The sequence below is a fragment of the Pseudomonas putida genome (assembly GCF_001941965.1).
GTDB classification, from domain to species: Bacteria; Pseudomonadota; Gammaproteobacteria; order Pseudomonadales; family Pseudomonadaceae; genus Aquipseudomonas; species Aquipseudomonas putida_L.
In genome coordinates, this window is the sequence record NZ_MKZO01000044.1 from 12,774 (window position 1) to 36,784 (window position 24,011).

Annotated in this window: 27 protein-coding genes and 1 tRNA gene; 19 read left to right on the top strand and 9 right to left on the bottom strand. The window is 63.1% G+C overall.

Translation table 11 applies throughout. From position 1 onward, the window contains the following. Positions 1-322: 322 nt before the first annotated feature. Complete coding sequence (locus tag PSEMO_RS23035) at positions 323-904, bottom strand: TetR/AcrR family transcriptional regulator (protein ID WP_075805258.1); 582 nt, start codon at positions 902-904, stop codon at positions 323-325. 292 nt (positions 905-1,196) lie between these two features. On the opposite strand from PSEMO_RS23035, the gene PSEMO_RS23040 reads away from it, so the two are divergent. From PSEMO_RS23040 to PSEMO_RS23120, 17 genes are all read left to right on the top strand, one after another. Beyond that, positions 1,197-2,012 (top strand): alpha/beta fold hydrolase, encoded by an 816-nt coding sequence (locus PSEMO_RS23040; RefSeq protein ID WP_075805259.1) that lies wholly within the window; start codon positions 1,197-1,199, stop codon positions 2,010-2,012. Positions 2,013-2,017: 5 nt separating this feature from the next. After that, complete coding sequence (locus PSEMO_RS23045) at positions 2,018-2,314, top strand: extradiol ring-cleavage dioxygenase (RefSeq protein WP_075805260.1); 297 nt, start codon at positions 2,018-2,020, stop codon at positions 2,312-2,314. A 4-nt stretch (positions 2,315-2,318) separates the two neighbouring features. Further along, positions 2,319-3,167 carry a DODA-type extradiol aromatic ring-opening family dioxygenase gene (locus tag PSEMO_RS23050; protein WP_075805261.1) on the top strand — a complete coding sequence of 283 codons (849 nt, stop codon included), beginning with the start codon at positions 2,319-2,321 and terminating at the stop codon, positions 3,165-3,167. Next, entirely contained in the window at positions 3,164-3,517 is a 354-nt protein-coding gene (locus PSEMO_RS23055) for a non-heme iron oxygenase ferredoxin subunit (RefSeq protein WP_075805262.1), read from the top strand. The genes PSEMO_RS23050 and PSEMO_RS23055 overlap by 4 nt, the downstream gene beginning before the upstream one ends. A gap of 25 nt (positions 3,518-3,542) precedes the next feature. Then, complete coding sequence (locus PSEMO_RS23060; protein ID WP_075805263.1) at positions 3,543-4,892, top strand: aromatic ring-hydroxylating oxygenase subunit alpha; 1,350 nt, start codon at positions 3,543-3,545, stop codon at positions 4,890-4,892. Between the two features lie 10 nt (positions 4,893-4,902). Then, positions 4,903-5,421, top strand: coding sequence for a 3-phenylpropionate/cinnamic acid dioxygenase subunit beta (locus PSEMO_RS23065; RefSeq protein WP_075805264.1), 519 nt, complete (start codon positions 4,903-4,905; stop codon positions 5,419-5,421). Between the two features lie 131 nt (positions 5,422-5,552). Further along, positions 5,553-6,362, top strand: coding sequence for a 3-(cis-5,6-dihydroxycyclohexa-1,3-dien-1-yl)propanoate dehydrogenase (gene hcaB, locus PSEMO_RS23070; RefSeq protein ID WP_075805265.1), 810 nt, complete (start codon positions 5,553-5,555; stop codon positions 6,360-6,362). 44 nt (positions 6,363-6,406) lie between these two features. After that, positions 6,407-7,378: an NAD(P)H-dependent flavin oxidoreductase gene (locus PSEMO_RS23075; RefSeq protein ID WP_075805266.1), complete on the top strand. Its 972-nt coding sequence runs from the start codon at positions 6,407-6,409 to the stop codon at positions 7,376-7,378. A gap of 15 nt (positions 7,379-7,393) precedes the next feature. Next, entirely contained in the window at positions 7,394-8,176 is a 783-nt protein-coding gene (locus PSEMO_RS23080) for a 2-keto-4-pentenoate hydratase (protein ID WP_075805267.1), read from the top strand. A gap of 91 nt (positions 8,177-8,267) precedes the next feature. Beyond that, positions 8,268-10,127 carry a feruloyl-CoA synthase gene (locus tag PSEMO_RS23085; protein WP_075805268.1) on the top strand — a complete coding sequence of 620 codons (1,860 nt, stop codon included), beginning with the start codon at positions 8,268-8,270 and terminating at the stop codon, positions 10,125-10,127. Next, positions 10,124-11,065 (top strand): acetaldehyde dehydrogenase (acetylating), encoded by a 942-nt coding sequence (locus PSEMO_RS23090; RefSeq protein ID WP_075805269.1) that lies wholly within the window; start codon positions 10,124-10,126, stop codon positions 11,063-11,065. The genes PSEMO_RS23085 and PSEMO_RS23090 overlap by 4 nt, the downstream gene beginning before the upstream one ends. Beyond that, complete coding sequence (gene dmpG / locus PSEMO_RS23095) at positions 11,062-12,069, top strand: 4-hydroxy-2-oxovalerate aldolase (RefSeq protein WP_075805270.1); 1,008 nt, start codon at positions 11,062-11,064, stop codon at positions 12,067-12,069. The genes PSEMO_RS23090 and dmpG overlap by 4 nt, the downstream gene beginning before the upstream one ends. Further along, complete coding sequence (locus PSEMO_RS23100; RefSeq protein WP_075805271.1) at positions 12,066-13,067, top strand: CDP-6-deoxy-delta-3,4-glucoseen reductase; 1,002 nt, start codon at positions 12,066-12,068, stop codon at positions 13,065-13,067. Before dmpG ends, PSEMO_RS23100 begins: the two co-directional genes overlap by 4 nt. 266 nt (positions 13,068-13,333) lie before the next feature. Beyond that, complete coding sequence (locus PSEMO_RS23105; protein ID WP_075805272.1) at positions 13,334-14,959, top strand: methyl-accepting chemotaxis protein; 1,626 nt, start codon at positions 13,334-13,336, stop codon at positions 14,957-14,959. A gap of 295 nt (positions 14,960-15,254) precedes the next feature. Next, the gene (locus PSEMO_RS23110; RefSeq protein ID WP_081430315.1) at positions 15,255-16,025 is read left to right on the top strand and encodes an autoinducer binding domain-containing protein; all 771 of its coding nucleotides are present in this window, start codon (positions 15,255-15,257) and stop codon (positions 16,023-16,025) included. A 1,723-nt stretch (positions 16,026-17,748) separates the two neighbouring features. Continuing rightward, a complete protein-coding gene (locus PSEMO_RS34370; RefSeq protein ID WP_372239136.1) occupies positions 17,749-18,399 on the top strand; it encodes a methyl-accepting chemotaxis protein in 651 nt (216 codons plus the stop codon). 193 nt (positions 18,400-18,592) lie between these two features. Next, a tRNA-Cys gene (locus tag PSEMO_RS23120) sits at positions 18,593-18,666 on the top strand. A gap of 99 nt (positions 18,667-18,765) precedes the next feature. On the opposite strand, the gene PSEMO_RS23125 is transcribed toward PSEMO_RS23120, so the two are convergent. The 3 genes from PSEMO_RS23125 to PSEMO_RS23135 are packed head-to-tail and all read right to left on the bottom strand — an operon-like array spanning position 18,766 to position 20,605. Then, positions 18,766-19,815: a phage integrase gene (locus PSEMO_RS23125; RefSeq protein WP_075805275.1), complete on the bottom strand. Its 1,050-nt coding sequence runs from the start codon at positions 19,813-19,815 to the stop codon at positions 18,766-18,768. Between the two features lies 1 nt (position 19,816). Next, positions 19,817-20,062 carry a DUF4224 domain-containing protein gene (locus PSEMO_RS23130; protein ID WP_075805276.1) on the bottom strand — a complete coding sequence of 82 codons (246 nt, stop codon included), beginning with the start codon at positions 20,060-20,062 and terminating at the stop codon, positions 19,817-19,819. Positions 20,063-20,101: 39 nt separating this feature from the next. Beyond that, entirely contained in the window at positions 20,102-20,605 is a 504-nt protein-coding gene (locus tag PSEMO_RS23135) for a hypothetical protein (RefSeq protein WP_075805277.1), read from the bottom strand. A 68-nt stretch (positions 20,606-20,673) separates the two neighbouring features. Between PSEMO_RS23135 and PSEMO_RS33570 the strand changes: the two genes are divergently transcribed. Then, positions 20,674-20,844 carry a hypothetical protein gene (locus PSEMO_RS33570; RefSeq protein ID WP_178392038.1) on the top strand — a complete coding sequence of 57 codons (171 nt, stop codon included), beginning with the start codon at positions 20,674-20,676 and terminating at the stop codon, positions 20,842-20,844. A 16-nt stretch (positions 20,845-20,860) separates the two neighbouring features. Here PSEMO_RS33570 and PSEMO_RS23140 read toward each other — a convergent pair whose 3' ends face one another. Genes PSEMO_RS23140 through PSEMO_RS23155 form a run of 4 tightly spaced genes read right to left on the bottom strand, consistent with a single transcriptional unit; the run spans position 20,861 to position 22,167 of the window. Next, positions 20,861-21,091, bottom strand: coding sequence for a hypothetical protein (locus PSEMO_RS23140; protein WP_075805278.1), 231 nt, complete (start codon positions 21,089-21,091; stop codon positions 20,861-20,863). Between the two features lie 43 nt (positions 21,092-21,134). After that, positions 21,135-21,416: a hypothetical protein gene (locus PSEMO_RS23145; protein WP_075805279.1), complete on the bottom strand. Its 282-nt coding sequence runs from the start codon at positions 21,414-21,416 to the stop codon at positions 21,135-21,137. Next, entirely contained in the window at positions 21,413-21,745 is a 333-nt protein-coding gene (locus PSEMO_RS23150; protein WP_075805280.1) for a hypothetical protein, read from the bottom strand. The genes PSEMO_RS23145 and PSEMO_RS23150 overlap by 4 nt, the downstream gene beginning before the upstream one ends. Next, on the bottom strand, positions 21,745-22,167 hold the full coding sequence (locus PSEMO_RS23155; protein ID WP_075805281.1) for a hypothetical protein: 423 nt from the start codon (positions 22,165-22,167) through the stop codon (positions 21,745-21,747). The genes PSEMO_RS23150 and PSEMO_RS23155 overlap by 1 nt, the downstream gene beginning before the upstream one ends. A gap of 133 nt (positions 22,168-22,300) precedes the next feature. Between PSEMO_RS23155 and PSEMO_RS23160 the strand changes: the two genes are divergently transcribed. Then, entirely contained in the window at positions 22,301-22,582 is a 282-nt protein-coding gene (locus PSEMO_RS23160) for a hypothetical protein (RefSeq protein ID WP_075805282.1), read from the top strand. Positions 22,583-23,286: 704 nt separating this feature from the next. Here the strand turns inward: PSEMO_RS23160 and PSEMO_RS23170 are convergent. Then, positions 23,287-23,874 carry a hypothetical protein gene (locus PSEMO_RS23170; RefSeq protein WP_075805284.1) on the bottom strand — a complete coding sequence of 196 codons (588 nt, stop codon included), beginning with the start codon at positions 23,872-23,874 and terminating at the stop codon, positions 23,287-23,289. Positions 23,875-24,011 lie beyond the last annotated feature (137 nt).

The following is a 24,011-nucleotide window of genomic DNA, read 5'->3' on the forward strand; positions in this document are numbered from 1 at the left end:
TTTTATTGTCGTGTGATCCAGCCATTGCGGGGCTTTGGCCAAGTCACTCTGGATACACATGTGAATGTGTATGTATAGACTAGCCGGTCATGATGGAGGGTTGTCAAGAGGGAAGAGGGGAATGATAGTGTTTTGAAATCAGAGGATACAGTTATGTATCTTCCGGGTCTGATCGCATGCAATCAAACGGTTCACGGAGAACCCTGTGGGAGCTGGCTTGCCAGCGATAGGGCCCTGTCTGACAAAGAGGGTGCTCCTGCTGGCCCCATCGCTGGCAAGCCAGCTCCCACAGGGGTTTGCAGGGTTTTCGAGAGCGGTTTGTTCAGGCAGGCACGGCCGCCTGCTGCGGCAACAACAACCCCGCCATCCGCTGGCTGCGCTCCAGCCTTTGCTGCTGGGTGTCATCCCCATGCAGCAGCGACAGGCTGATCTGGTACGCATAGATCAGGTACGCCCGGTCCTGCGCCTCATCCGCCGGCGCCCCGGCCTGGATCAGCAAACCTTCGATGTAGTTCAGGCGGTGACTGTCCACCTCGTCGATCGCCTGGCGCGCCTGCTTGTCGCGGCGTGCCCAGGCACGAATGCCCAGCTCGATCGCAGCCGCGTCCTTGGCCGTCTGCCCGTGGGACGGCAGCTCCAGCAGGCGCTGCAACTGCTGCAACGGCGAGACATGGGCGTTGCGCAGGTTGAGGATCACATCCTCGGTGGCCCGTGCCCGCCAGTTGCCGAGGATGCCTTCGAGCAGCTCGCCGCGGCTCTTGAAGTGGTAGTAGAAGCTGCCGCGGGTGATCTTCAGTTCCTTGGCCAGGGTATCGACCCGGACCGCATCGACGCCGCTGCTGACCAGCACGTGCTGCGCGGCGTGAATCCAGTCTTCGCGGGTGAGATTGGTGCGTGATGACATCGTGTAAGGGCCTTGTTGATCGAGCTGGACAGGCGCAGGGGCGGCAAGCCCGAAGCGCGAAGGAGAGCATTCTAGCGCCCGGCGCAAGGCCGGTGCTATCGCCGCCGGCGCCCGTGTGGCGCGGCCTGCGGCCCTGGCAGTGTGCCGAATTCCCTCGGTTCTTGAAATACACATGTGTAGGTAGAGCCCCATTATTTTGCACGGTTCCAGGTTTTTTTCGTTGACGCACGTCAAAAGCGTCCCTAGCATCTAGATACACATCTGTATGTTAAGAATAAAAACGGAGACCTCGATGAGCGCACATGCCAAGACACTGCTGGCTGCAGGGCACAACACCCACTACTACGAGGCCGGCCAGGGGGATGCCCTGTTCCTGCTGCACGGTTCCGGCCCGGGGGTTTCCGGCTGGAGCAACTGGGGCAAAAGCATGCCTGTATTCGCCGACCGCTATCGGGTGATCGTTCCGGATATCGCCGGCTTCGGTTTCACCGAGTTCCAGGAGGATGCCAAGTACGACATCAAGCTCTGGGTCAATCACCTGGTCGGCATCATGGATGCCCTGGATATCCAGAAGGCCTCGTTCATTGGCAACTCCTTCGGCGGCGCCGTGGCCATCGGCCTGGCGGTGTTCGCCCCGGAGCGGGTGAACAAGCTGGTGCTGCTGGGCACCCCGGCCGGTGAGTTCGTACAGACCGCCGGGCTGCGTGGCGCCTGGGAATACGAGCCGTCGCTGGACAACATGCGCCGCCTGATGGAGCTGTTCCCCTATGACAAATCCTTGATCAGCGACGAGATGGTCCAGGCCCGCTACGAGGCCAGTGCACGTCCCGGCGCCCAGGACGCCCTGCGCAAACTGATCCCGCAACCGGCCGCCGAAGGCGAAACCATCGTGCGCGGTTTCCCCGCGGCCGCCCTGGCCAAGATCAGCGCGCCGACCCTGGTGGTGCATGGTCGCGAAGACCGCGTGGTGCCGCCGCAATGCGGCCTGCTGATCGCCAACAGCATTCCCGATGCCGACCTGCACCTGTTCGGCCATTGCGGCCACTGGGTGCAGAGCGAGCAACCCCGGCGCTTCGCGGCGCTGGTCCGCGACTTCCTGGGCGAGTAAGCGCCATGAGCCGAAATGTGATGGAACGGGTGCTCTGGCAACTCTGTGTCGAGCGGGCGGCGAAAGAGCGCTTTCGCCAGGACGCCGAAGGCTTTCTCGGACGCTTCGACCTGGCAGAAGAAGAGCGGGCGATGATCCTCGCCTTCGACGTCGCCGGGCTGCAGGCGGCCGGGGTCAACCCGATGCTGACCATGGGCTTCTGGCAGGAGCTCTCGGTCGAGCGCGACATGGCGGTCTACAAGCAGCGTCTGGGCTGCACCGATGAACAGGGCGCCGGCTTTTCCGCCGCGCTCAAGGGGTGACGAAATGGGCAAGATAGTTGGCGGCTTCTGGATGCCGCATGACCCGGTGATGTTCGTGGCGCCCAAGGCGCCGTCCGAAGCCCAGCGCGATGCGGTGTGGGGCGCCTATGCCGAATGCGCCCGGCGCCTGGCCGAGCTGGAGCCGACCGCGGTGATCATCGTCGGTTGCGACCACTACATCCTCTTCGGCACCCACTGCCTGCCGCGCTATGTGATCGGCACCGGCGACGTGGATGGCCCGATCGACCGCCTGCCGGGCCTGCAACGGCGGGTGGTGAAGAACCATGAGGCCCTGGCCGAGCACATCGTCGCCCATGGCGATGCCAATGGCGTGGACTGGAGCGTGGCGCGCAGCTTTACCGTCGACCACTCCTTCTCCATTCCCCACCAGTTGGTGGTGCAGCCGGCCGAACAGCTGATGGGCAAGACCCTGCCGAGCATTCCGGTGTACCTGGCCTGCGGCGTCGATCCCTATATCTCGCTGCAACGCTCGGCCGACCTGGGCCGGCAGATCCGCGCGGCGGTGGAGTCCTTCGACGCCGACGAGCGCGTGGTGATCATCGGCAGCGGCGGCATCAGCCACTGGGTCGGCACCGCCGAGATGGGCAAGGTCGCCGAAGACTTCGACCGCGAGATCCTCGAACTGGGCGTCAAGGGCGATCTCGCCGGGCTCTGCGCCTACAGCGATGAAGACATCCTCCGTCGGGCCGGCAACGGCGCCATGGAAATCCGCAATTTCGCCTGCGCGATGGCCGCGCTGGAGCAGCCCGTCGGCGAAGTCATCGCCTACGAGGCGGTGCCGGCCTGGGTCACCGGCCTGGGCTTCGTGCAACTGAAGGAGGCGCGCCCATGAGCCGCGTACTGCTGTGCCAGCGCGACGAGCTGGCCCCGGGTGAATTGAAGAAGGTCGAGCGCGCCGAGGGCGATGCCATCTGCGTCTACAACCTGGGCGGCACCTTCTACGCCACCACCGATATGTGCACCCATGCCACGGCGTCCCTGGCCGAGGGTGACCTGGAAGACGACCTGATCACCTGCCCGGTGCACTGGGGCCAGTTTCATATCCCCACGGGCCAGGCGGTGACCTTCCCCTGCGAGCGGCACCTGCGCACCTACAAGATCATCGTCACCGACCGCGAAGTGTTCGCCGATGTGGCGCTGGAAGCCGACGAAGCCCTGGCCGCGGCGCAAAGCCCGGTCTGATAACCGCATGCCTGTGAGTTGAACCATGGATAACAATAAGCACATTCCGCTCAGGACCATCGAATCGACCCCCGCGCTGGGCAACCTCGACCGTATCTGCGATATGGAGGAGGGCCGGCTGTCGGGCAAGGTGTTCTGGGACCAGGCCATTTACGAGCAGGAGCTGGAGAAGATTTTCGCCCGCTGCTGGCTGTTCGTTGCCCACGAATCGCAACTGCCGAAGTTCGGCGACTACCTGACCACCTCCATGGGCGAGGACGAAGTGCTGGTGGTGCGGCAGAAGGACGGCTCGCTCAAGGTCTTCCTCAACTCGTGCCCGCACCGTGGCAACAAGGTCTGCTTTGCCGAGGCCGGCAATGCCCGGGGCTTTATCTGCAACTACCACGGCTGGTCGTTCGGCGCCGACGGTGGCCGCTTGATGGGCATGCACGAGTCCAAGTGCTACGAAGAAAGCAACTTCGACAAATCGAAGCATGGCCTGCGCGAGGCCCGGGTCGCCACCTATAAAGGCCTGGTCTTCGCCACCTTCGCCGCCGATGCACCGACCCTGGAGGAATACCTCGGGCCGATGACCTGGTACATGGACGTGATGCTCGACATGGACGAGGGCGGCAGCGAATTCCTCGGTGGCTGCATCCGCTCCACCATCGAATGCAACTGGAAGATCGCCGCGGAGAACTTCGTCGGCGACATCCTCCACGGCGGCTGGACCCACGACTCGGCGGCCAAGGCCATGCTCGGCGGGCCGGTGGCCAATGTCGGCGAGCTGGAAGAGTCCTACTCGGTCAACTGGAACGGCCACGGCTACGAGTTCGCCACCGATGTGGTCGGCAATGCCGCGACCCTCGGCGAGCGCGATATCAACAAGTACCTGCACGTGCTGCGGCCCAAGGTGGCCGAGCGCCTGGGCGAGTTCCGCTCGAAGCTGATCGGGGCGATCTCGTCGTTCACCGTTTTCCCCAATTTCTCCTTCCTGCCGGGGCAGAACACCGTGCGCATCTGGCAGCCGCGCGGGCCGCACAAGATCGAGCTGTTCACCTGGGTGATCGTCAACAAGAACGCGCCGCAGGACATCAAGGACAAATGGCGGCGCGGCGCGATGATGACCTTCTCGCCCACCGGCGTGTTCGAGATGGACGACGGCGAAAACTGGGAATACTGCACCAAGACCGCCAAGGGCGTGGTCACCCGCTACCAGGACCTGTATGTCGGCCTCGGCATGCACACCCGCCTGGAAGACAGCGACCTGCCCGGCAATGTGTTCAAAGGGCAGCTCAACGAATGCAACGCGCGGGCGTTCTACCAGCGCTGGAAGGACCTGCTGCAAGCGCCGACCTGGGCCGATGTCCCGGACCGCAACGGCACGCTGCGCTGAGGAGAACGAGATGAACCAACCACAACTGTCCTTCGAGGAAAGCCGCCGGGTCGAGCAGTTCCTGCTGCGCGAGGCGCGCTTGCTGGATGACGAATGCTGGGATGACTGGCTGCAGACCCTGAGCGAAGCGATCCACTACTGGATGCCGGGCATCGAGAACCGTCGGCGCGAGGACAAGTCCGGGCCCTACACACTGGAGCACATGGCCTTTTTCGACGACGGGATCCGCGAGTTGCAGCGCCGGGTGGCGCGCTTCAAGCAGCCTTCGGCCTGGGCCGAGAACCCGCCGACGCGCAATGTGCACCTGGTCAGCAATATCGAGGTGTATGCCGGGGAGGAGGCGGGGGAATACCGGGCCTTCTCCTGCTTTATCAACGTGCGCAGCCGCGGGCTGGACGAACAGTCGCAGATCACCGGGCGGCGCGAGGATGTGCTGAGGGTCGAGGCCGACGGGCTGAAGCTGCTGCGGCGCAAGATCCTGATCCCCAACGCGATGTTGCTGTGCAAGAACATCAATACCTTCCTATAGGCGCAACACCCCCCCTGTGGGAGCTGGCTTGCCAGCGATGAGGCCAGCAGGACCAACATCTTTGCCCGGCCTGGCCCTATCGCTGGCAAGCCAGCTCCCACAGGGGGCGCGTAGATTTCGAGGACTGAAACATGGGTTGGCTAAACTACCAGGTAGCCCTGGTCACCGGCGGTACCGGCGGGATTGGCAGCGCCATCGTACGCCGCTATGTCGCCGAAGGCGCCAAGGTCGCAGTCATGGGCCGCGACGCCGCACAACTGGCAGCACTGTCCGCCGAGCTGGGGGATTCCATCATCACCGTCCAGGGCGATGTCTCCCGCTGGCAGGACAACCAGCGCGCCGTGGCGGCGACCCTCGAGGCCTTCGGCAAGCTCGACACCTTCGTCGGCAACGCCGCGGTCTTCGACTATTTCACCCGCCTGGACCGCATCGCCCCGCAAGACTTCGAAAGCGCCTTCAACAAGCTGTTTTCGATCAACGTCCAGGGCTACCTGCTCGGTGCCCAGGCCGCCACGCCAGCGCTTCTTGAAACACGCGGCAACATGATTTTCACCCTGTCCAACAGTGCGTTCTATGCCGGGGGTGGTGGCATTCTCTACGTTACGGCGAAACATGCCCTGGTCGGCATGATCCGCCAGCTGGCCTACGAGCTGGCGCCGAATATCCGCGTCAACGGTGTCGCCCCCGGTGCCACCAACACGCCGATGAAAAGCCTGGAAGGCCTGAACAGCCGCAGCGTGCCGCTGAACCAGATTCCCGGCTTCGAAACCGGCGCCGCCGAGGCCGTGCCGCTGCAACGGATCGCCGAACCCGAGGAACACACCGGCCATTACGTGCTGCTGGCCTCGCGGGAAAACGCCGGCATGACCACCGCCAACATCATCCACAGCGATGGTGGCTGGGAGATCCGCAGCGCCGGGGCGAAACACCGCAAGACCTGAATCGACAACTGCGTGCTCTACAAGACAAACAAGAGAGATGCGTGATGAGCAACAGAAGCCTTAGTGCACCGCAACAACAACTGCTGGAGATGTTCTCCGGCCTGAATATGCCGGTGCTGGCCGCGCCGATGTTCCTGGTATCCGGCCCGCAACTGGTCTCCGCCTGCTGCCAGGCCGGGATCGTCGGCAGCCTGCCGGCGCCCAATGCCCGCACCGTCGAGCAACTGGACGCCTGGCTCGGCGAGATCGTCGGCGAACGCGAAGCGGCGATCCAGCGGGGTGAAAACCGTGCGCCGTGGATGCTGAACATGATCGTGCACAGCACCTACGACCGTTTCGATGCCGAGCTGGAACTGGTCAAGCGCTATCAGCCACCCATCGTTTCCACTGCGCTGGGCAGTCCCAAGCGAGTCCTGGAAGCCGTGCATGCCTACGGCGGCGTGGTCATCGCCGATGTGATCAGCCCGGCCCTGGCGCGCAAGGCCATGGATGCCGGGGTCGATGGCCTGGTGCTGGTGTGCAACGGCGCCGGTGGGCATACCGGGACCTATAACCCTTTCGCTTTCATCGGCGAGGTTCGCCAGTTCTGGGACGGCCCGCTGGGCCTGGCCGGGGCGATCTCCACGGGGCGCGATGTTCATGCCGCGCAGGTGCTCGGCTGTGATTTCTCCCTGGTCGGCACGCGCCTGGTGGCCGCCGAGGAAAGCCTGGTGGAGGACGCCTACCGCGACATGCTGGTGCAGTGCGGCCTCGACGATATCGTCACGACCAAGGCGGTCAGCGGCGTGCTCGCCAACTGGATGCGTCCGTCACTGGAAAGCGCCGGGATCGATCCGGCTGCGCAGAGCCGGGCCAGTATCGACTTCTCCGGGAATATCGCCAGCGCCAACAAGGCCTGGAAACACGTGTGGTCGGCGGGGCAGGGCGTGGGGCAGATCAGCCGCCGCTACAACGTCGCCGAACTGGTGGACGAACTGCACCAGGGCTACCGCGCAAGCCGTGCCCGGACCCTTTGAATCGAGGAGAACCCGATGAGCCATCCCGCCCTGCACCCCGCCGCCGAAGCCCTGGCCCGCGCCCGCGAATCCCGCGTGCCCTGCGCCCGGATTTCCGAGCGTTTCGACATCAACAGCCTGGCCGACGCCTATGCCATCCAGGAACTCAACACCCAGGCCGCCCTGGCCGCCGGCCGCCGCCTGAGCGGGCGCAAGATCGGCCTGACTTCCCTGGCCGTGCAGCAGCAACTGGGGGTCGACCAGCCGGACTTCGGCATGCTCTTCGCCGATATGGAAATCCGTGACGGCGAGGCCATCGACAGCACGCGGCTGATCCAGCCCAAGGCCGAGGGCGAGATTGCCTTTGTCCTCGGTCGCGACCTGCCCCATGCCGACACCACCCTGGCCGAGCTGCTGCGCGCTGTCGATCATGTGCTGCCGGCCCTGGAGATCGTCGATTCGGCGATCGAGGACTGGAAGATCACCCTGGTCGATACCGTCGCCGACAACGCCTCGTCCGGCCTCTATGTGCTGGGCAAGACCCCGGTCAGCCTGGCCGGGCTGGACCTGGCCCTGGAAGGCATGCTGCTGGAGAAGAACGGTGCGCAGGCGGCCATCGGCGTCGGCGCTGCCTGCATGGGCAACCCGCTGGATGCCTGCCTCTGGCTGGCACGGACCATGGCCGAAGCCGGGCGTCCCCTGCAGGCCGGCGATGTGCTGCTGTCCGGGGCATTGGGGCCGATGGTCCAGGTCCAGGCCGGCGACAGCCTGCGTCTGCGCCTGACCCGCCTGGGCGAGGTGAGCTGCCGCTTCGTCTGAACAAGCCACGCCGGCCCACGCGCCGGTGAACGTCACAACAATAAAACCAGTGGGCGCCGGAACCTGATCCGCCGACCCACGAGGGCGTGCCATGTACGATTTCTTCAACGACCCGACGCGGTTGGCGCCGGCCCGTGTGCGCTGTGAACCCGGCGCGGACGGCAGTTTCATCCTTGCCTCGACTGAACCCCTGCAACCCTATGCCCGCTGCATCGGCCAATGGCTGGAGCATTGGGCTGCCGTCAAACCGGATCATCCTTACCTGGCCGAGCGCCGTAACGGCGGCTGGTTCACCCTGACCTACAAGGACGTGCGCCAGCGCGTCGGCGCCCTGGCCCAGGGCCTGCTGGAGCTGGACAGCGCACCCGGTCGCCCGGTGCTGATGCTCTCGGAAAACGATATCGACCAGGCCCTGCTCACCCTGGCGGCGATGCACGTGGGCATTCCGGTGTCCACGGTCTCGGTGGCCTATGCACGCAATACCGGCAGCGGCTGCAGCAAGCTCAAGGCGATCATCGAGGTGCTGGACCCGGCGCTGATCTTCGTCAACGACGGCGATGCCTACTGCCGGGCCATCGAACTGGTCGCGCCGCAATGCCCGGTGGTCGCTGCGCGCAATGCCCAGGAGATCCCCGACGGCCTGGCCCTGTCGCTGTTGTACAAGCCCGAAAGCCCGGCAGTGATGGAGGCCTTCTTCCGCCTCGATGGCGACACCCCGGCGCGCTATCTGCTGACCTCCGGCTCCACCGGTGCGCCCAAGGCCGTGATCAACACCCACGGCATGCTCTGCGCCAACCAGCAGGCCATCGCCCAGTGCTGGCGCTTTATCGATGACATCGAAGTGGTGGTGCTGGACTGGCTGCCGTGGAGCCATGTGTTCGGCGCCAACCACAACTTCAACCTGGTGCTGCGCAACGGCGGCACCCTGTATATCGACGATGGCCGGCCGCTGCCGGGGCAGATCGACCGCACCGTGGAGAACATCAAGTCGGTGCGGCCGACCCTGTTCTTTAACGTGCCCCGTGGCTACGAGGCGCTGCTGCCGTACCTGGAGCGCGACGAGGAGCTGGCCCGCGCTTTGTTCGGTCGTCTGGACCTGCTGTTCTACGCCGCTGCCGCCTTGCCGCAAAGCTCCTGGCAACGGCTCTCGGCTCGCGCCGCCGAGGTGCGCGAGGCGCCGCTGTTCTTCGCCACCGAATGGGGCTCCACCGAGACCTCCCCGGTGGTCACCAGCGTGCACTTCCAATTGGACCGGGCCGGCAATATCGGCCTGCCGGTACCGGGCACGCAGATCCGTTTCGTGCCCAGTGGCGACAAGCTGGAAATGCGCGTTAAGGGCCCGTCGGTGTTCCCGCGTTACCTGAACGATGCGCAAAGCACCGAGGCGGCTTTCGACGAGCTGGGCTTCTACCGTATCGGCGATGCCGGGCGGCTGGTCGACCCCGAGCGACCGGAGCTGGGGATTCTCTTCGATGGCCGGGTCACCGAGGACTTCAAGCTCAGCAGCGGCACCTGGGTCTCGGTGGGTACCCTGCGTCCGCGCCTGGTCAGCGCCCTGGCGCCCTATGCCAGCGATTGCGTGATCTGCGGGCATGACCGCGACGCGGTCGGCGCCCTGGTCTATCCGACCCCGGCCCTGCGCGAATTGCTGGGCAAGGCGGGGCAGGGCATGAGCGGTGAACAGTTGGCCCTGCAACCCGAGGTGCGCCTGGCCCTGTGCGCCGGTCTGCAGGCCCTGGCCCGGGATTTTCCGGCGTCGTCCCAGCACGCCGTGCGCCTGATCATCCTCGACACCCCGCCGAGCCTCAACGACGGGGAAATCACCGACAAGGGCTACATCAACCAACGCACCGCCCTGACCCTGCGCGCCGACGCCGTGCAGCGCCTGTACGCCGACACCCTCGGCCAGGACGTGATCCTGCTCGCCGAAGTCTATGGAGAAGCCGTATGAGTCACCGCAAATTGAAAGTCGCCATCATCGGCTCGGGCAATATCGGCACCGACCTGATGATCAAGATCCTGCGCCATGGCGAGCACCTGGAGATGGCGGCGATGGTCGGTATCGACCCGGCTTCCGACGGTCTGGCCCGTGCAGCGCGGATGGGCGTGGCGACCACCCACGAGGGTGTCGAGGGGCTGACCCGGATGCCGGCGTTCGCCGACATCGACTTCGTCTTCGATGCTACCAGCGCCGGCGCCCATGTGCAGAACGACGCCTTCCTGCGCGCGATCAAGCCGGGTATCCGCCTGATCGACCTGACCCCGGCGGCCATTGGCCCGTACTGCGTGCCGGTGGTGAACCTGGAGCAGAATCTCGGGCAACCGAACGTGAACATGGTCACCTGTGGCGGCCAGGCGACCATCCCGATGGTGGCTGCCGTGTCCCGTGTAGCCAAGGTGCACTACGCCGAAATCGTCGCGTCGATTGCCAGCAAATCCCCCGGCCCGGGCACCCGCGCCAATATCGACGAGTTCACCGAAACCACCTCCCGCGCCATCGAGGTGATCGGCGGCGCGGCCAAGGGCAAGGCGATCATCGTGATGAACCCGGCAGAGCCACCGCTGATCATGCGTGACACGGTGTTCGTGCTGTCCGAGGCGGCCGATCAGGCGCAGGTCGAGGCCTCCATCGAGGAAATGGCCCAGGCCGTCCAAGCCTATGTGCCCGGTTATCGCCTCAAGCAGAAGATTCAGTTCGAGGAGGTCAGCGACCTGAAGATCCCCGGCCTGGGCGTGTTCTCCGGCCTGAAGACCTCGGTGTTCCTTGAAGTCGAAGGCGCCGCCCATTACCTCCCGGCCTATGCCGGCAACCTCGACATCATGACCTCCGCCGCCATGGCCACCGCCGAGCGCATGGCCCTGTCGATGCTCAACGGGAGCGCAGCATGAACAAGCTCTACATCTCCGACGTCACCCTGCGCGACGGCAGTCACGCCGTGCGCCACCAGTACACCCTGGACAATGCCCGGGATATCGCCCGGGCCCTGGACAAGGCGCGAGTCGATTCCATCGAAGTGGCCCATGGCGATGGCTTGCAGGGTTCCAGCTTCAACTACGGCTTCGGTCGCCATACCGACCTGGAGTACATCGAAGCGGTGGCCGACGTGGTCTCCCACGCGAAGATCGCCACCTTGCTGCTGCCCGGCATCGGCACGGTGCATGACCTGAAGGCCGCCTATGACGCCGGTGCCCGGGTGGTTCGCGTGGCGACCCACTGCACCGAGGCCGATGTCTCCAGGCAGCACATCGAATACGCCCGTGAGCTGGGCATGGATACCGTCGGCTTCCTGATGATGAGCCATATGATCCCGGCCGAGCAGCTGGCGGCCCAGGGCAAGCTGATGGAAAGCTACGGCGCGCAGTGCATCTATATGGCCGACTCCGGCGGTGCGATGAATATGCAGGACATCCGCGACCGCATGCGCGCCTTCAAGGCGGTGCTGGACCCGGCGACCCAGACCGGCATGCATGCGCACCACAACCTCAGCCTCGGTGTCGCCAACTCCATTGCGGCAGTGGAAGAAGGCTGCGACCGCATCGACGCCAGCCTCGCCGGCATGGGCGCGGGGGCGGGCAATGCGCCGCTGGAAGTCTTTATCGCCGCCGCCGAGCGTCTGGGCTGGAACCACGGCACCGACCTCTACACCCTGATGGACGCCGCCGACGATATCGTCCGGCCGTTGCAGGACCGGCCGGTGCGGGTCGATCGCGAATCGCTGGCGCTGGGCTATGCCGGGGTCTATTCGAGCTTCCTGCGCCACGCTGAAATCGCCGCTGCGCGCTATGGCCTGAAGACCGTGGACATCCTCGTCGAGCTGGGCAAGCGGCGCATGGTCGGCGGTCAGGAAGACATGATCGTCGATGTGGCGCTGGACCTGCGGGGGCGGTCATGAGCTTCCGCCTGCAGATCGAGCCGGTCGGCCTGAGCTGCCCGGCCTCTCCCGAGCAGACCGTGCTCGACGCCGCCCTGGCCGATGGCCTGATGCTCAAGCACAGCTGCCGCACCGGCACATGCGGGAGCTGCAAAGGACGTTTGCTCAGCGGTGAAGTGGACCATGGCGACAGCCCGCTGGAGGTGCTCAGCGAGGCCGAGCGCGAGCAGGGGCTGGCGCTGTTCTGCTGTGCCCGGGCCAGGTCCGACCTGGTGATCGAGGCACCGGAAGTGACTGAGCTGCGCGGGATCAGTATCCAGCAGATGGGCGCCCGGGTCGGCTCCATCGACAAGGTCAGCCATGACGTCGCCGTGCTGCGCCTGATGCTGGCGCCGGGCAGCGCCTTCAATTATTTCCCCGGGCAGTACGTGCAAGTGCTGCTCAAGGATGGCAGCCGGCGCAGCTATTCCATGGCGACTGCGGCACCCCGGGATCAGCAACTGGAACTGCATATCCGGCATATGCCCGGTGGGGTGTTCAGCGGGCATGTGTTCAACGCCTTGCAGCCCAAGGCGATCCTGCGCATGGAGGGGCCGTTCGGCTCGTTCTTCCTGCGTGACGGCGAGGCGCCGATGGTGTTTCTCGCCAGCGGTACCGGGTTCGCGCCGATCCAGGCTTTGCTGGAGCAGTTGCGCGAGCAGGGTAACCGGCGACCGGTTTACCTGTACTGGGGCGGGCGGCGACGCGAGGACCTGTACCGGCATGAGCAGTTGCTGGCGTGGGAGGCGGAGCTGCCGTGGCTGAGGTATACGCCGGTGCTGTCGGAGCCGGCCGAGGCCTGCGACTGGCAGGGGGCGACGGGGTTCGTGCACCGTCAGGTGATGCAGGACTTCCACAGTCTCAAGGGTTTCGAGGTGTATGCCTGCGGCGCGCCGGTGGTGGTGGAATCGGCGCGGCGGGAGTATGTGGCGGAGCGGGGGCTACTGGAGGGTGATTTTTATGCTGATGCCTTCGTGTAGCCTTTGAGGGCCCTATCGCTGGCAAGCCAGCTCCCACAGGTTTTGCGGTGCACACGGTCCCTGTGGGAGTTGGCTTGCCAGCGATGAGGCCCTAAAGAACAATACAAGGCAGTTTGCCATCACCTGGCTGCTTCCGTAGAATACCTACCCCATAAATCAGGCCTGCGACCTGACCAGAAAAAAGCCTTTGTGTGCACCACGCCCTCCGTAGCCGGCGCAGTAACGCCGTGCCCGTGGGCTCCAAGGCTTTATTCGAGGATCGGTCAATGCGGGTCAGAAATCTCTCCATCGGCGCCAGGGCCGGGTTCGCTTTCGCAATCCTGGCGGTGCTTGTCTTGCTGCTGGGTGCGGTCGCCATTTTCGAAGCGGAGAAAATGGATTCCTCGACCAAGAAGATCACTGGCTACTGGCAGCCCGGCAGTCATGCCCTGGCCGAAGTCGGCCTGGCCCTCGGCCGGACCCGCGCCCTGACCCTGCGTTCCATCCTGCAGCGCGATCCCCAGGAGCGCCAGCGCACCCTGGAGCTGATCACCGAGCGTCAGGGCGAGATGACCAGCAACCTCAAGTTCTACGAGGACAGCATCGCCAGCCCGCGCAACCGCGAGCTGTTCGACGCCTTCAACAGCTCCTACAGCCAGTACTCCGAACTGCAGCGCCAGTTGCTCGACGCCGTGCGCGCCGACCGCACCGAGGACGCCATCGACCTGCTCAACGGCCCCATCGTCGCCCATGCCGACAACATGATGAACGACCTGAGCAACCTGATCCGCTACAACTACGATGGCTTGCTGGAGTCCGGACGGGTCAGCGGCGAAGCCTATGACCGCGCCATCGTGATCATGGCGGTGACCCTGGTGGTGATCCTCCTCGCGATGATCGCCATTGCTGCCGTGCTGACCCGCAGCATCGTCCTGCCGCTGCATGAAGCGGTGGTGGTCGCCGACCGCGTGTCCCACGGCGACCTGACCCAGGAAATCAACGTCTACGGCAAGGACGAGCCGGCGCTGCTGCTGGAGTCCATGCGCACCATGCAGGAACGCCTGCGCACCACCATCCGGCAGATCGCCGAATCCTCCGACCGCCTGGCCTCGGCCTCGGAAGAGCTGCATGCGGTCACCGACGACACCAGTCGCGGCCTGCTGCAGCAAAGCGCCGAGATCGAGCAGGCGGCCACGGCAGTCAACGAGATGACTGCCGCCGTCGAAGAAGTCGCCAGCAACGCGGTGACCACTTCCGATGCCTCGCGCCGGGCCGACGACACCACCCAGCATGGCCGCTCCCAGGTGGACCAGGCGCTGGCCTCGATCCAGAGCCTGGTCAGCGATGTCGGCGAAACCGCCCAGGAAGTCGAGGACCTGGCCAACCACGTCAACGACATCAGCCGGGTGCTCGATGTGATCGGTTCGATTGCCGACCAGACCAACCTCCTGGCGTTGAATGCCGCCATCGAGGCCGCGCGCGCGGGGGAAGCGGGGCGTGGTTTCGCCGTGGTCGCCGACGAGGTCCGCGCCCTGGCGCACCGCACCCAGCAGTCCACCGAAGAGATCGAGCAGATGATCGGCGGCGTGCAGGCTGGCACCCACCGGGCGGTCAGTACCATGCACAGCAGCCAGAGCCAGGCCAGCCAGACCCTGGTGGTCGCCCAAGCCGCAGACGAAGCGCTGAAGGTGATTGCCGAAGCCATCGCCTCGATCAACGAACGCAACCTGGTGATCGCCAGCGCCTCGGAAGAGCAGGCCTCGGTGGCGCGGGAAGTGGACCGCAACCTGGTGAACATCCGCGACCTGTCGATGCAGACCTCGGCGGGGGCCAACCAGACCAATGCGGCGAGCCAGGAACTGTCGCGGCTGGCGGTGGAGCTGAATGTGATGATTTCCAAGTTCAAGGTGTGATCGTCGGCTTCACTCCAACCCTGTGGGAGCTGGCTTGCCAGCTCCCACAGGGTCAGTGTCGCTTGCACTTGCGTGAAAAAGTTCCCTTCCCCCGACATGCGGTATTTGGCTTCATACCTCGCTAAAACCCCTGTCCCAGAGCCTCTCCTGGCTGAAAAACATCCTTTCGATATATATCCAAAAGCCTGTTGTCGCCGCTTCGCCTCGCCACTAGCCTCAACCTGCTAACGCTCACATCACTGCCACCCAAAGCGCACTCGGGAGGGACCCTCGCGCTTGATGACCGAGGTGCATCATGTCGTTCAGTGCCGACGTATTGAATGTTCTGGCACGAGAAATCTCTCCCAACCTGCGCATGAACATCCTGCACGGCCTGATCGTGCAACTGGGATTCGATTTCTTCGGATTTACCTGCTGGACCAGCTTCGGCCCGCGCCCGACGCTCTGGGGCACCTGGCCGGCAGGCTGGATCCAGAAATACAAGGCCAGGCAGTACCTGGAGGTCGATCCCAGGGTCGCGCACTGTCGGCGCTCGATCCTGCCGATCTCCTGGAACGAGAACTTCTTTCGCGGCGCCCCCGGGCTATGGGATGAAGCCCAGGCCTTTGGCCTGTGCCATGGCTGGTCGCAGGGCGCGCATTCGGAAGGGGTGTTCAGCATTCTCGATGTAGCCCGTGAAAAGGGTGCGATAGGCGACGAGGAGTGGTACGAAAAAGCCGGTCAGGTGCTGCTCCTGTGCAACCTGATCCATATGCAGCAGGTCGACGACCTCAAGCGCAGGATCGAGGCCCTCAATCTCACTACTCGCGAAATCGAAGTACTGCGCTGGTCAGCCATCGGCAAAACCGCCGAGGAGGTGGCAGACATCCTCAACCTGTCGGAATCGACGGTGAACTTCCATTTGCGCAATAGCATCATCAAGCTCGGTGTTCAGAACAAGGTGGCCGCCATTGCCAGGGCGGCGCAGCTGGGCCTGTTCATCAATTGCGAAGAGCGGCGGGTCAGCGACGAACCGACCCATTACCGGCGACGCTCGAGTGATTGGGCGCTGGCGTCCAGCGTTTGAGCTAACTCATTGATATTGCACTGTTATGACGACTGTCACGGCAAAAACGCCCCTATTTGGGGCGGTTTTAGTTGTGCAAGACAGGAACAATTCTTATCTGCGCTCCGCGCAGTGGCAGAAAGCCAGTTTTACCGGTCAATTCGTTAGCTAGCTTTGCTCTTGGCCTGTTAGTTGCCTCTCAAAATGCATTGCAATGTCGCCATTGGAGAGGTCTATGTCGCTATCAAGCAACTCCATGCAGTTATCCGCTGAAGAGCGCCGTTGGTTGCCGTGGTTTGGCAAGACCGGCAAATTCGCCATGGGCTGGGCCTGCCGGGTCAACCGCACGGCCTATCCGGTGATCGAGCAAACCTTTGAAGCCATCGCCGACACGCGGGTCAAGCTGCTCACCGGCTGGGCCGTGGAGCAATGGGAACACCTTGCGGAACTGGCCCAGGGCATCGATGGCCTCAGTGCCCTTGACGGCCAGGTCCTGCAGGAAAAACTGCAACAGGCAGAGGACTTCTCCGAACTGTTTGTCGTCGATGCCACCGGCAAGCTGCTGGCCTCGACCTGGAACGGCGCGCAGGCGCGCAACCTGAACCCCGCCGCCCTGGCTGAAGGCTTGAAGGCGCCGTTTCTTCATGGCCCCTACAGCGATCCGCTGACCCTCGCCATCGGCCCGTCCTCGTCGCGCTTCCATGATGAAGTCACGCTGATGTTCTACCAGCCGCTGAAAGTCGCCGGCAAAACCCTTGGCTGCCTGTGCGGGCGGGTGCCCAACGACGTACTGGGCGACCTGATCCAGCGCGAGGCCGGGCATATCTTCGCCGAGTCCGGGGACAACTACCTGTTCATGGTCCAGTCGCGTTTCGACCGCAACCTGCAACCGGGCGTGGCGCTGTCGCGTTCGCGTTTCGAGGACGGCACCTTCAGCCACGGTGAAAACCTCAAGAGCGGCGTGCACACCGCCTGGAAAACCGTGCAGGTGCAGCGCCACACCGAACTGGAACTGCGCTTCACCGACCCGGCCACCCAGCAACTCCACCCCGGCGTGCGGGAAACCATCCGCAACGGCTCGAACCTGTTCGTCACCTACCCGGGCTACTCCGACTACCGGCATATCCCGGTGGTGGGCAAGGGCGTGACCTTCCAGTTGCCGGGCTCGCCGGACCGCTGGGGCATGATGTGCGAGGCGGACCTGGAAGAGGTCTACCGCCGGCGCTCCCTCAGCTTCGGCCTGATGAAACCCTATCTCGCCACCATGCTCGGCCTGTTCGCCTGCAACTATGGCGTACAGCACTACAGCGGCTTGCCCCAGCACCTGATCGACCTGTGCGAGGCCGCCAGCCTGGTGATCGCCGCCCTGGTCTTCAGCACCCTCGGCCCGAAGCGCCTGGCCGCGCGCCTGACGGAAATGACCGGAGTGATCCGCACCATTGCCGAGGGCGAGGGCAACCTGCGCCAGCGTCTGGACCCGACGCGCATGGCCAATGACGAAACCGGCGACATGGGCCGCTGGATCAACAGCTTCATCGACCACCTCGACTCAGTGGTGGGCCAGGTGGTCAAGGCCAGCCACAGCGTCGGCACCACCAACCAGATGATGATCGGCCGCAGCCGCAAGGCCAGCAGCACTTCCATGGAAGTGGCGGACGCGGTGCACCGCATGATGGTCATCGTTGAAGAGCAACTGGGGGAAATCCAGCAAGCGTCTGCCGGTGCCGAGCAGATGAAACAGGCCATGGACGAAGTGGTCGAGCGGGCGCGGGAGCAATTCCTCACCGTGCAGCAGGGCACCCAATCGATCCGTGACGTGGTCGAACGCTCGGCGTCCAGTGTGCAACTGCTCGACAGCCGCATGGCCGAGATCGGCAAGATCAGCGGCCTGATCAGCGACATCACCAACCAGACCAACCTGCTGGCCCTCAACGCTGCCATCGAAGCGGCCAGGGCAGGGGAGCACGGCCGCGGCTTCGCCGTGGTAGCCGACGAAGTGCGCAGCCTCGCGGCGCGTACTTCCAGTGCCGCCGAGGAAATCCGCGTCACCGTCGAAAGCCTGCAGGGTGAAACGCGCAAGGCGGTCGGCTTCATGGAAGACGGCGTGCACAATGTCGACCAGAGCCTGGGCCTGGCCGAACAGGCCTCCTCGGAAAACGTGCAGTTGCACCAGGCGGTGGAAAACATGTTCCGCATCATCCAGCAGCTCAACCAGCGCAGCCTGGACTACGGGCGGACCATCAAGGAAGTCGACCAGTCCTCGCTGGAAATGCACCAGACCGTCAACGTCCTGCATGCCAGTGCGGAAACGGTGCGGCTCAATGCCAACAAATTGCAGAAACTGGTGGGGCTGTTCGAGGTCACCCGCACGGGCGCGCAGCGGGAAGCCGCCTGAGATGAAAGGCGCGGGGCAGGGCGCTTTCCGGCCGCAAAGCGGCCCTGTCACCGGGCAGAAACTTTTTTTAAATCAGGGGGTTGCAAGGGTGGGGGAATGTGGACATAATGGCGTCCATCGAAAGCGACGAGAAATAAAAAATCTCAACGTTTTCAACGAGTTAGGGAAATCGAGAGATTTCTGAAGCTCATGAGGCCGAGTAGCAAAGTGGTTATGCTCCGGATTGCAAATCCGTCTACGCCGGTTCGATTCCGACCTCGGCCTCCACTATTCAAAGCCCCGCAGATTAACGTCTGCGGGGCTTTTTAGTTTGCGCGGGGTGATGCCGGAGTTCCGAAACTTTGGGGGTGAAGTTCCGAAACTCTGTTACTTCGAAGGCTTGGCGATGGCGCCTACGCGACGATAAACACGCTCGGTCATTTCGGCTTTCGAGTGCCCAAGCAGGGTACTGGCATCGCCCAAGTCGTTAATCTCGGACGCAGCCTTTGGTCGGATATCCCGGAACTGGAACTGCGCAATTTGCTTGGCCAAGTCCACCTTCTTCTCGGCCATGGCTTTCACCCTTGCTGCCTCTCTTGCGTCCGCCCAGCGGTTGCGCAACATTCCCCAGCTCATCCGCTTGCCGTCCTCGTTCACGATGTAGAACGGGGAGAGGTGATGGCTGTTCCTTTGCTCAATCCGATCAAGCAGGTTGCCCAAGGCGTTCTGCACGCCGTCCGCCTCCAGCAGGATCCGTAGCTTTTTGCCTGTCTTGCCCTGGGCAATGCGCAGGTACATCCCTTCCCTGAAGTCCTTCCGCATGGCAAGCACGTCCGCAGGCCGCTGGCCCGAGAGATAGGCCAGGTCCATTGCCTCCTTCAACTCCTGCGGCGCCTCCTCATAAACTGCCTTCCAGACAATCTCGTTTGCGTAGTAGTCCCGCGGTTTCTCCTTGTTCTTCCTCACTCCCAGGCAAGGGTTCTCCCGGGTGGTGATCCCCCATTCCCGGGCAGTGTTGAAGACGTGGGAGAGCAGGGCGATCTCGCGGTTTGCCCTGGTCTTGGCTGATCTGGTGTCGCGGTACTGGGCGATCATCGACGGGGTGATCTCGTCTATCGGAGCCTCGTCGAAGACCTCCCTGAGTTGCTTCAACTCGTAGATGTTGTCCTTCTGGGTACGAGGCGCCTTCGTCGGAATGATCTTCTTCTCGTACTCGTCGAAGATCCCCTTCATCGTGGTGAGTTCGGTAGGAAGGCGCTTGGCTTCGAGTTCGGCCCACTTCATCTTGGCCCTGACGAGGTCCGTGCCCAGAGGAATTTCTTTTCCGGCCTGGTCGCGGTAGTAGTAACCGACCCACTCCTTGCCGCTCTTCCTGGCCCGCTTGCGCCGGTACACGCCCGGCGGCAGATCGCGGTTTTCTGTGTTTCTTGGGCGCATCTCACTTCACTCGGGAAAAGTCTGGCACCCATGCGGGCTTGGGCGCTGGAGGCGCCGCGGTAGGCACGACGTCGATTACGGCGCCGCTTAGCTTCATGCGAGCGTACTGGCGCCCGACCAGCGGACGGCCGCCACGGCTCTCGACGTAGTGCCAGCCGCGTTCTGTGAGCCAGCGGCGCTGATACGCGCGGGGCTTGTAGCCGGTGATCTCCACCAGCTCCTCGTCCGAGAGGATTTCGTATTCCATGGGATGGTCTCCACGCCGCCGGTGGCGGCAGGTTGGTGGTCAGGCCTTGGCCTTGCTGATTGCAGCGGCAAGCCGGACCTGTGTGCCGTTGCCATTGCCTGCGGGCTTGATGCGGTCGATCACAGAAAGGGCTTCCGTGGCAGCACTGAGCAAGTCGTCGCGCTGGTCACGAACCTGGGTGAGTTCGGCCAGCAGGTGCGCCTGTTGCTCTCCCTCGGCCCTCCCGATTTCCCAGAACTGTTCGCACCAGTGTCCAGCAGGTGGCGGGTTATTGTTCTGCTTCCCGCAGGCCAGCGAGCCCACTACCACATCGCAGAGACTGCTCTTGTAGGTGTTGTTGCCGTCCAGGCTCAGGCCACCACGACGACGCAGGGCGCTCACCACCTCGTCAGGGTCGAGGCCGTGGTCCTTGAGAACGATATCGAGCTCCGGGTTGCCGGCGGTGTAGATGACCAGTGCCAGCTTGGCGCCTGGCGGCAGGTGACGGCTGATCTCAACCAGGGCGTCGTTGGCTGCTTCATGGAATCGGTTGGTTGCGGACATAGGGAATCCTCGCCCGCGCATGTCGGCGGGCTCATGTGTTAAAAGAGGGAATGAACAGGAGTATTGATATGGGCAAGACAGCCAAACCGTTTTACTTCACCTCCGTGCCGCTCATTGCGATTGGCGCTGCGTTCGCCGCAGTTGGAGCGTCAGGTCAGGTCGCCTTCGGGTACACGTCGGTCGGCCTCCTGGTGCCGGGCCTCGTGCTGTTGGTCACCGGATATCGCCGGCGGGCTTGAGTTGTCGGGAAGAGGATTAGCGTTTTTCTAGGTCGGTGGTGACGGCTTCAACGATCACCGGGCCCAGGATGCGCGTGCTGGCAGCTTGGTCCTTGAACACCTTGTTCAGCCGGCCGATCGCCGCTTCCCGCGCCTGACGGTAGACTTGATCGATCGTGCATTCAGGACCCCAGGATCCGAGGTTGCTGAGCTCGATGGTGACGGTGACCTTTGCGCTGGTACTGGTTCTCGCGCGCGGCTTGCTCATCGCGGCCGCCTCCATACGTGGTAGGCCATGTAGGTGAGGGCGATCATGGCGCCACCCGCTGTGGATATGGCGGCTGCGTTTGGATCGAGAGCGACCCCACAAGAGGAAGCCGCAGCCACGCGCCGAAATGGCCACCACCAACGTAGTACCTGGTGCCGACTGCCATGGACGGCCCGAGGGCTGGCATGCAGAAAATCGATTGCGGCTTGCGCCACCAAATCGACCAGCGCCAGTAGCCGGACTTAAGCGCCCAGCTCAAGATCACGGCCTGGTCTTTTGCGCCGTAGCACCACTCCAGGCCGATGAACAGTTTCCCAATTTTCATAGCGAATACCTCTCTTCATCCCAGCGCCGCTCGGCGCCGGCAGGTGTTGGTCCGTTGTCTTCTTGTTCGTGCGGGGAGAGCTGGCGCTGACTGCCGGCGTGTTTGTCAAACAGCTTCCGGCAGGCCTCGGACTTCCCGAGATCCTTGATCAAGCATCGCTCTGGTTCTGGCGGGGCCAGTATCCAGTTAGGCAGGCAGGCCATACCGCTATTCGATTGCCAGCAGGTGACGGCGCGCGCCTGGTCTTCCTTTACCTCCAGGTGGCCGGGTTGCTCGATGCAGCCGACCAGAGTGGCCAGCAGCGCGAGGAGGAGGGCTAGGCGGGTCATCAGTAGTCATCCCAGTTCAGTTCTTTGATGAAGTCGCCGCCGGCGCACAAGCGCTCATCTGCGATCTCTTCCACTTCCCTGAGGTCTTCCAGGGCGGTCTTCGCGCGCTCCATTGCAAGCTGTGCGTGGCCGAGCTGGCGGCGCTTCCTGACCTTGTAGGAGTGAAGGGCCTTCGCCTTGTCCGGGTACGCGAACCGACGTCCGTGAGACGCTTTCAGCACGCGCTTGACGTGTGGGCTTTTGCGGCCTTCGGCCAGGCTCATCCGGGCCAGGCCAACAAAGCGATATGGCGCAATCCAATAGAAGTGATCCGACTCGCGCACCACCACGAAGCGCTTGCAGACGATCGTCACGCCATCGGGGCTGATCTCGTCGATGTAGCGGAAGTGATCCGGCCAGGCCGGTTGCGTTTCTTCGGGCATGACTTCGTCCTTGGCCGCTCACTCGCGGCAGTTGTGTGAGGTTGTAAGTTCGATTTATTACTGGCAGAACCGCGGCAGTGCTGTAGGCTCACCGAGGCGGTAACAACATTTTCTAATCCTTGAGGGCCCGACCATGCGTAATCGCGGTAAGGTTTACTGGGAATGGGCCAACCCCGAGTTGCATTTCCGCAATCAGGACGAGCGCCTTCCTTGTGGCTCCCTCATCAACATCCAGGCACGGATTTCAAAGAAGGGCGTCACCCAGCTCTTCTTCGGTATTTATGGCGTTAAGGGGCTTGCACTACATGAGGAGTACCACCCTGCCTGCGAAGGCCAAACGATCTCTACAGCAATGGCCTGGGCTAGGCAGAGAGCTTTACAGTGGGCCGCCGAAACCATGAGCGGTACTGGCTAACACGCGCCCGAGCAGCGCCCATTCAGATTTATTGAAATGCTTAGGGAACAGGTGTGCGCCTGCTGTAACCTAAGTAGCTGAGAGCATCACAATTTGTGGGGACATTTCCCCTATGCCTATTCGACTTGGTCGAACCATCCATAAGAGCGCTGGCAACCCAGCCAGAAGCCCTGCATCTAGCCCCTCATACACGGCAAGCCTTTGATCCTCGTCTACTCAAAGGCAGAAGCCCCATCTAATGCTTCAGTTTGCTGCGATCGTGATGATCGCGCACGAGCAGTCATATGAATTCTAAGTGTTTCTACACCCATGAAATGCTTTACCGCGGTTACGCAGCTACGTTCAAGCTCAAGTGGCCCACCATAGGCAGTCCTTGGCAAGCCGAGCAGCACATAGTCGTCCAGGGCGAAAAATTTGGGTACATACTGATTCAACCGGTGAAGGAGGGAGTGACTCTCGCCACTCTCCTAGCGGTTTTCAAGGAACGCGTTATGGCGATGGTCGATGAGCGTTGCTCCTTGCTGGGCGCTTGAGGTTTAGGTCTGGATCAGTCGGCCACGGCGGCGAAGGGAGCCACAATTTTTGGCAATCTCGGTATTGGAGAATCGGTTTCTGTGGGCATGACGATTCCTTGGCCGCCATATCGCGGCAGTTGAATAGAGGGGAGAGGGGTTAAAGCAGGGAGGAGTACGGATGTACTCCTGTCAGGATTTGCTAGGTGCCAACCGCTCTGCACGGCTGATAATGTCGTCAGCGCTCAACTCGGCCTCCTCAGGCGTGTGGCCCGAGGTTCCAAACAGAATCGCCAGGTGCACGGCGAGGTGATCTTTCCACCAGTCAACGAGTGCCACCTGGTCGGCCAGTTCAGCGCGTAGCCGCGCCACTTCCTCAGCATCTACTGGCGCTGGGTGATCGTGCATAGCCTTGTACTGGAAGCCCTGGTCTTCCCATTCCTGGACGATGTCCCATTCTTGGGTGAATTGATTGATCGCCGGGCCGCGGGTCTGCACCCAGCCGTACGGCTCGTGGTTTTCCTGCGCTCCGCACTTCGTGCAGGTCAGTTGCCACTCTCCGTCATCGGTCCATTCGTGTCTGCAAGCCATCGGATGATCCAACAAGGCGCGAACTGCCCGAAATTGACCGAGCGTCAAGGCAAGGTCCTTGTGCTGGCCCCGGTCGCGGGCTGGCTCAAAGCTGTCGTCTTCTGCATCGGAATAGCAGTCGGCCACGGCGGCGAAGGGAGACAGAATTTTCGCTATCTCGATATTGCTGGATCGGTTTTCTGTGGGCATGGGGATACCTCAATGTCATCAACTTTGGAAATTATCCATAAATATCATATAATTAGCGCTCAAATCAGTGCATGGGAGAAGCCCTTTTGACTACCTATACCGCATCGCTTGACACCGCCAGCCAAACCCTGGCTTGA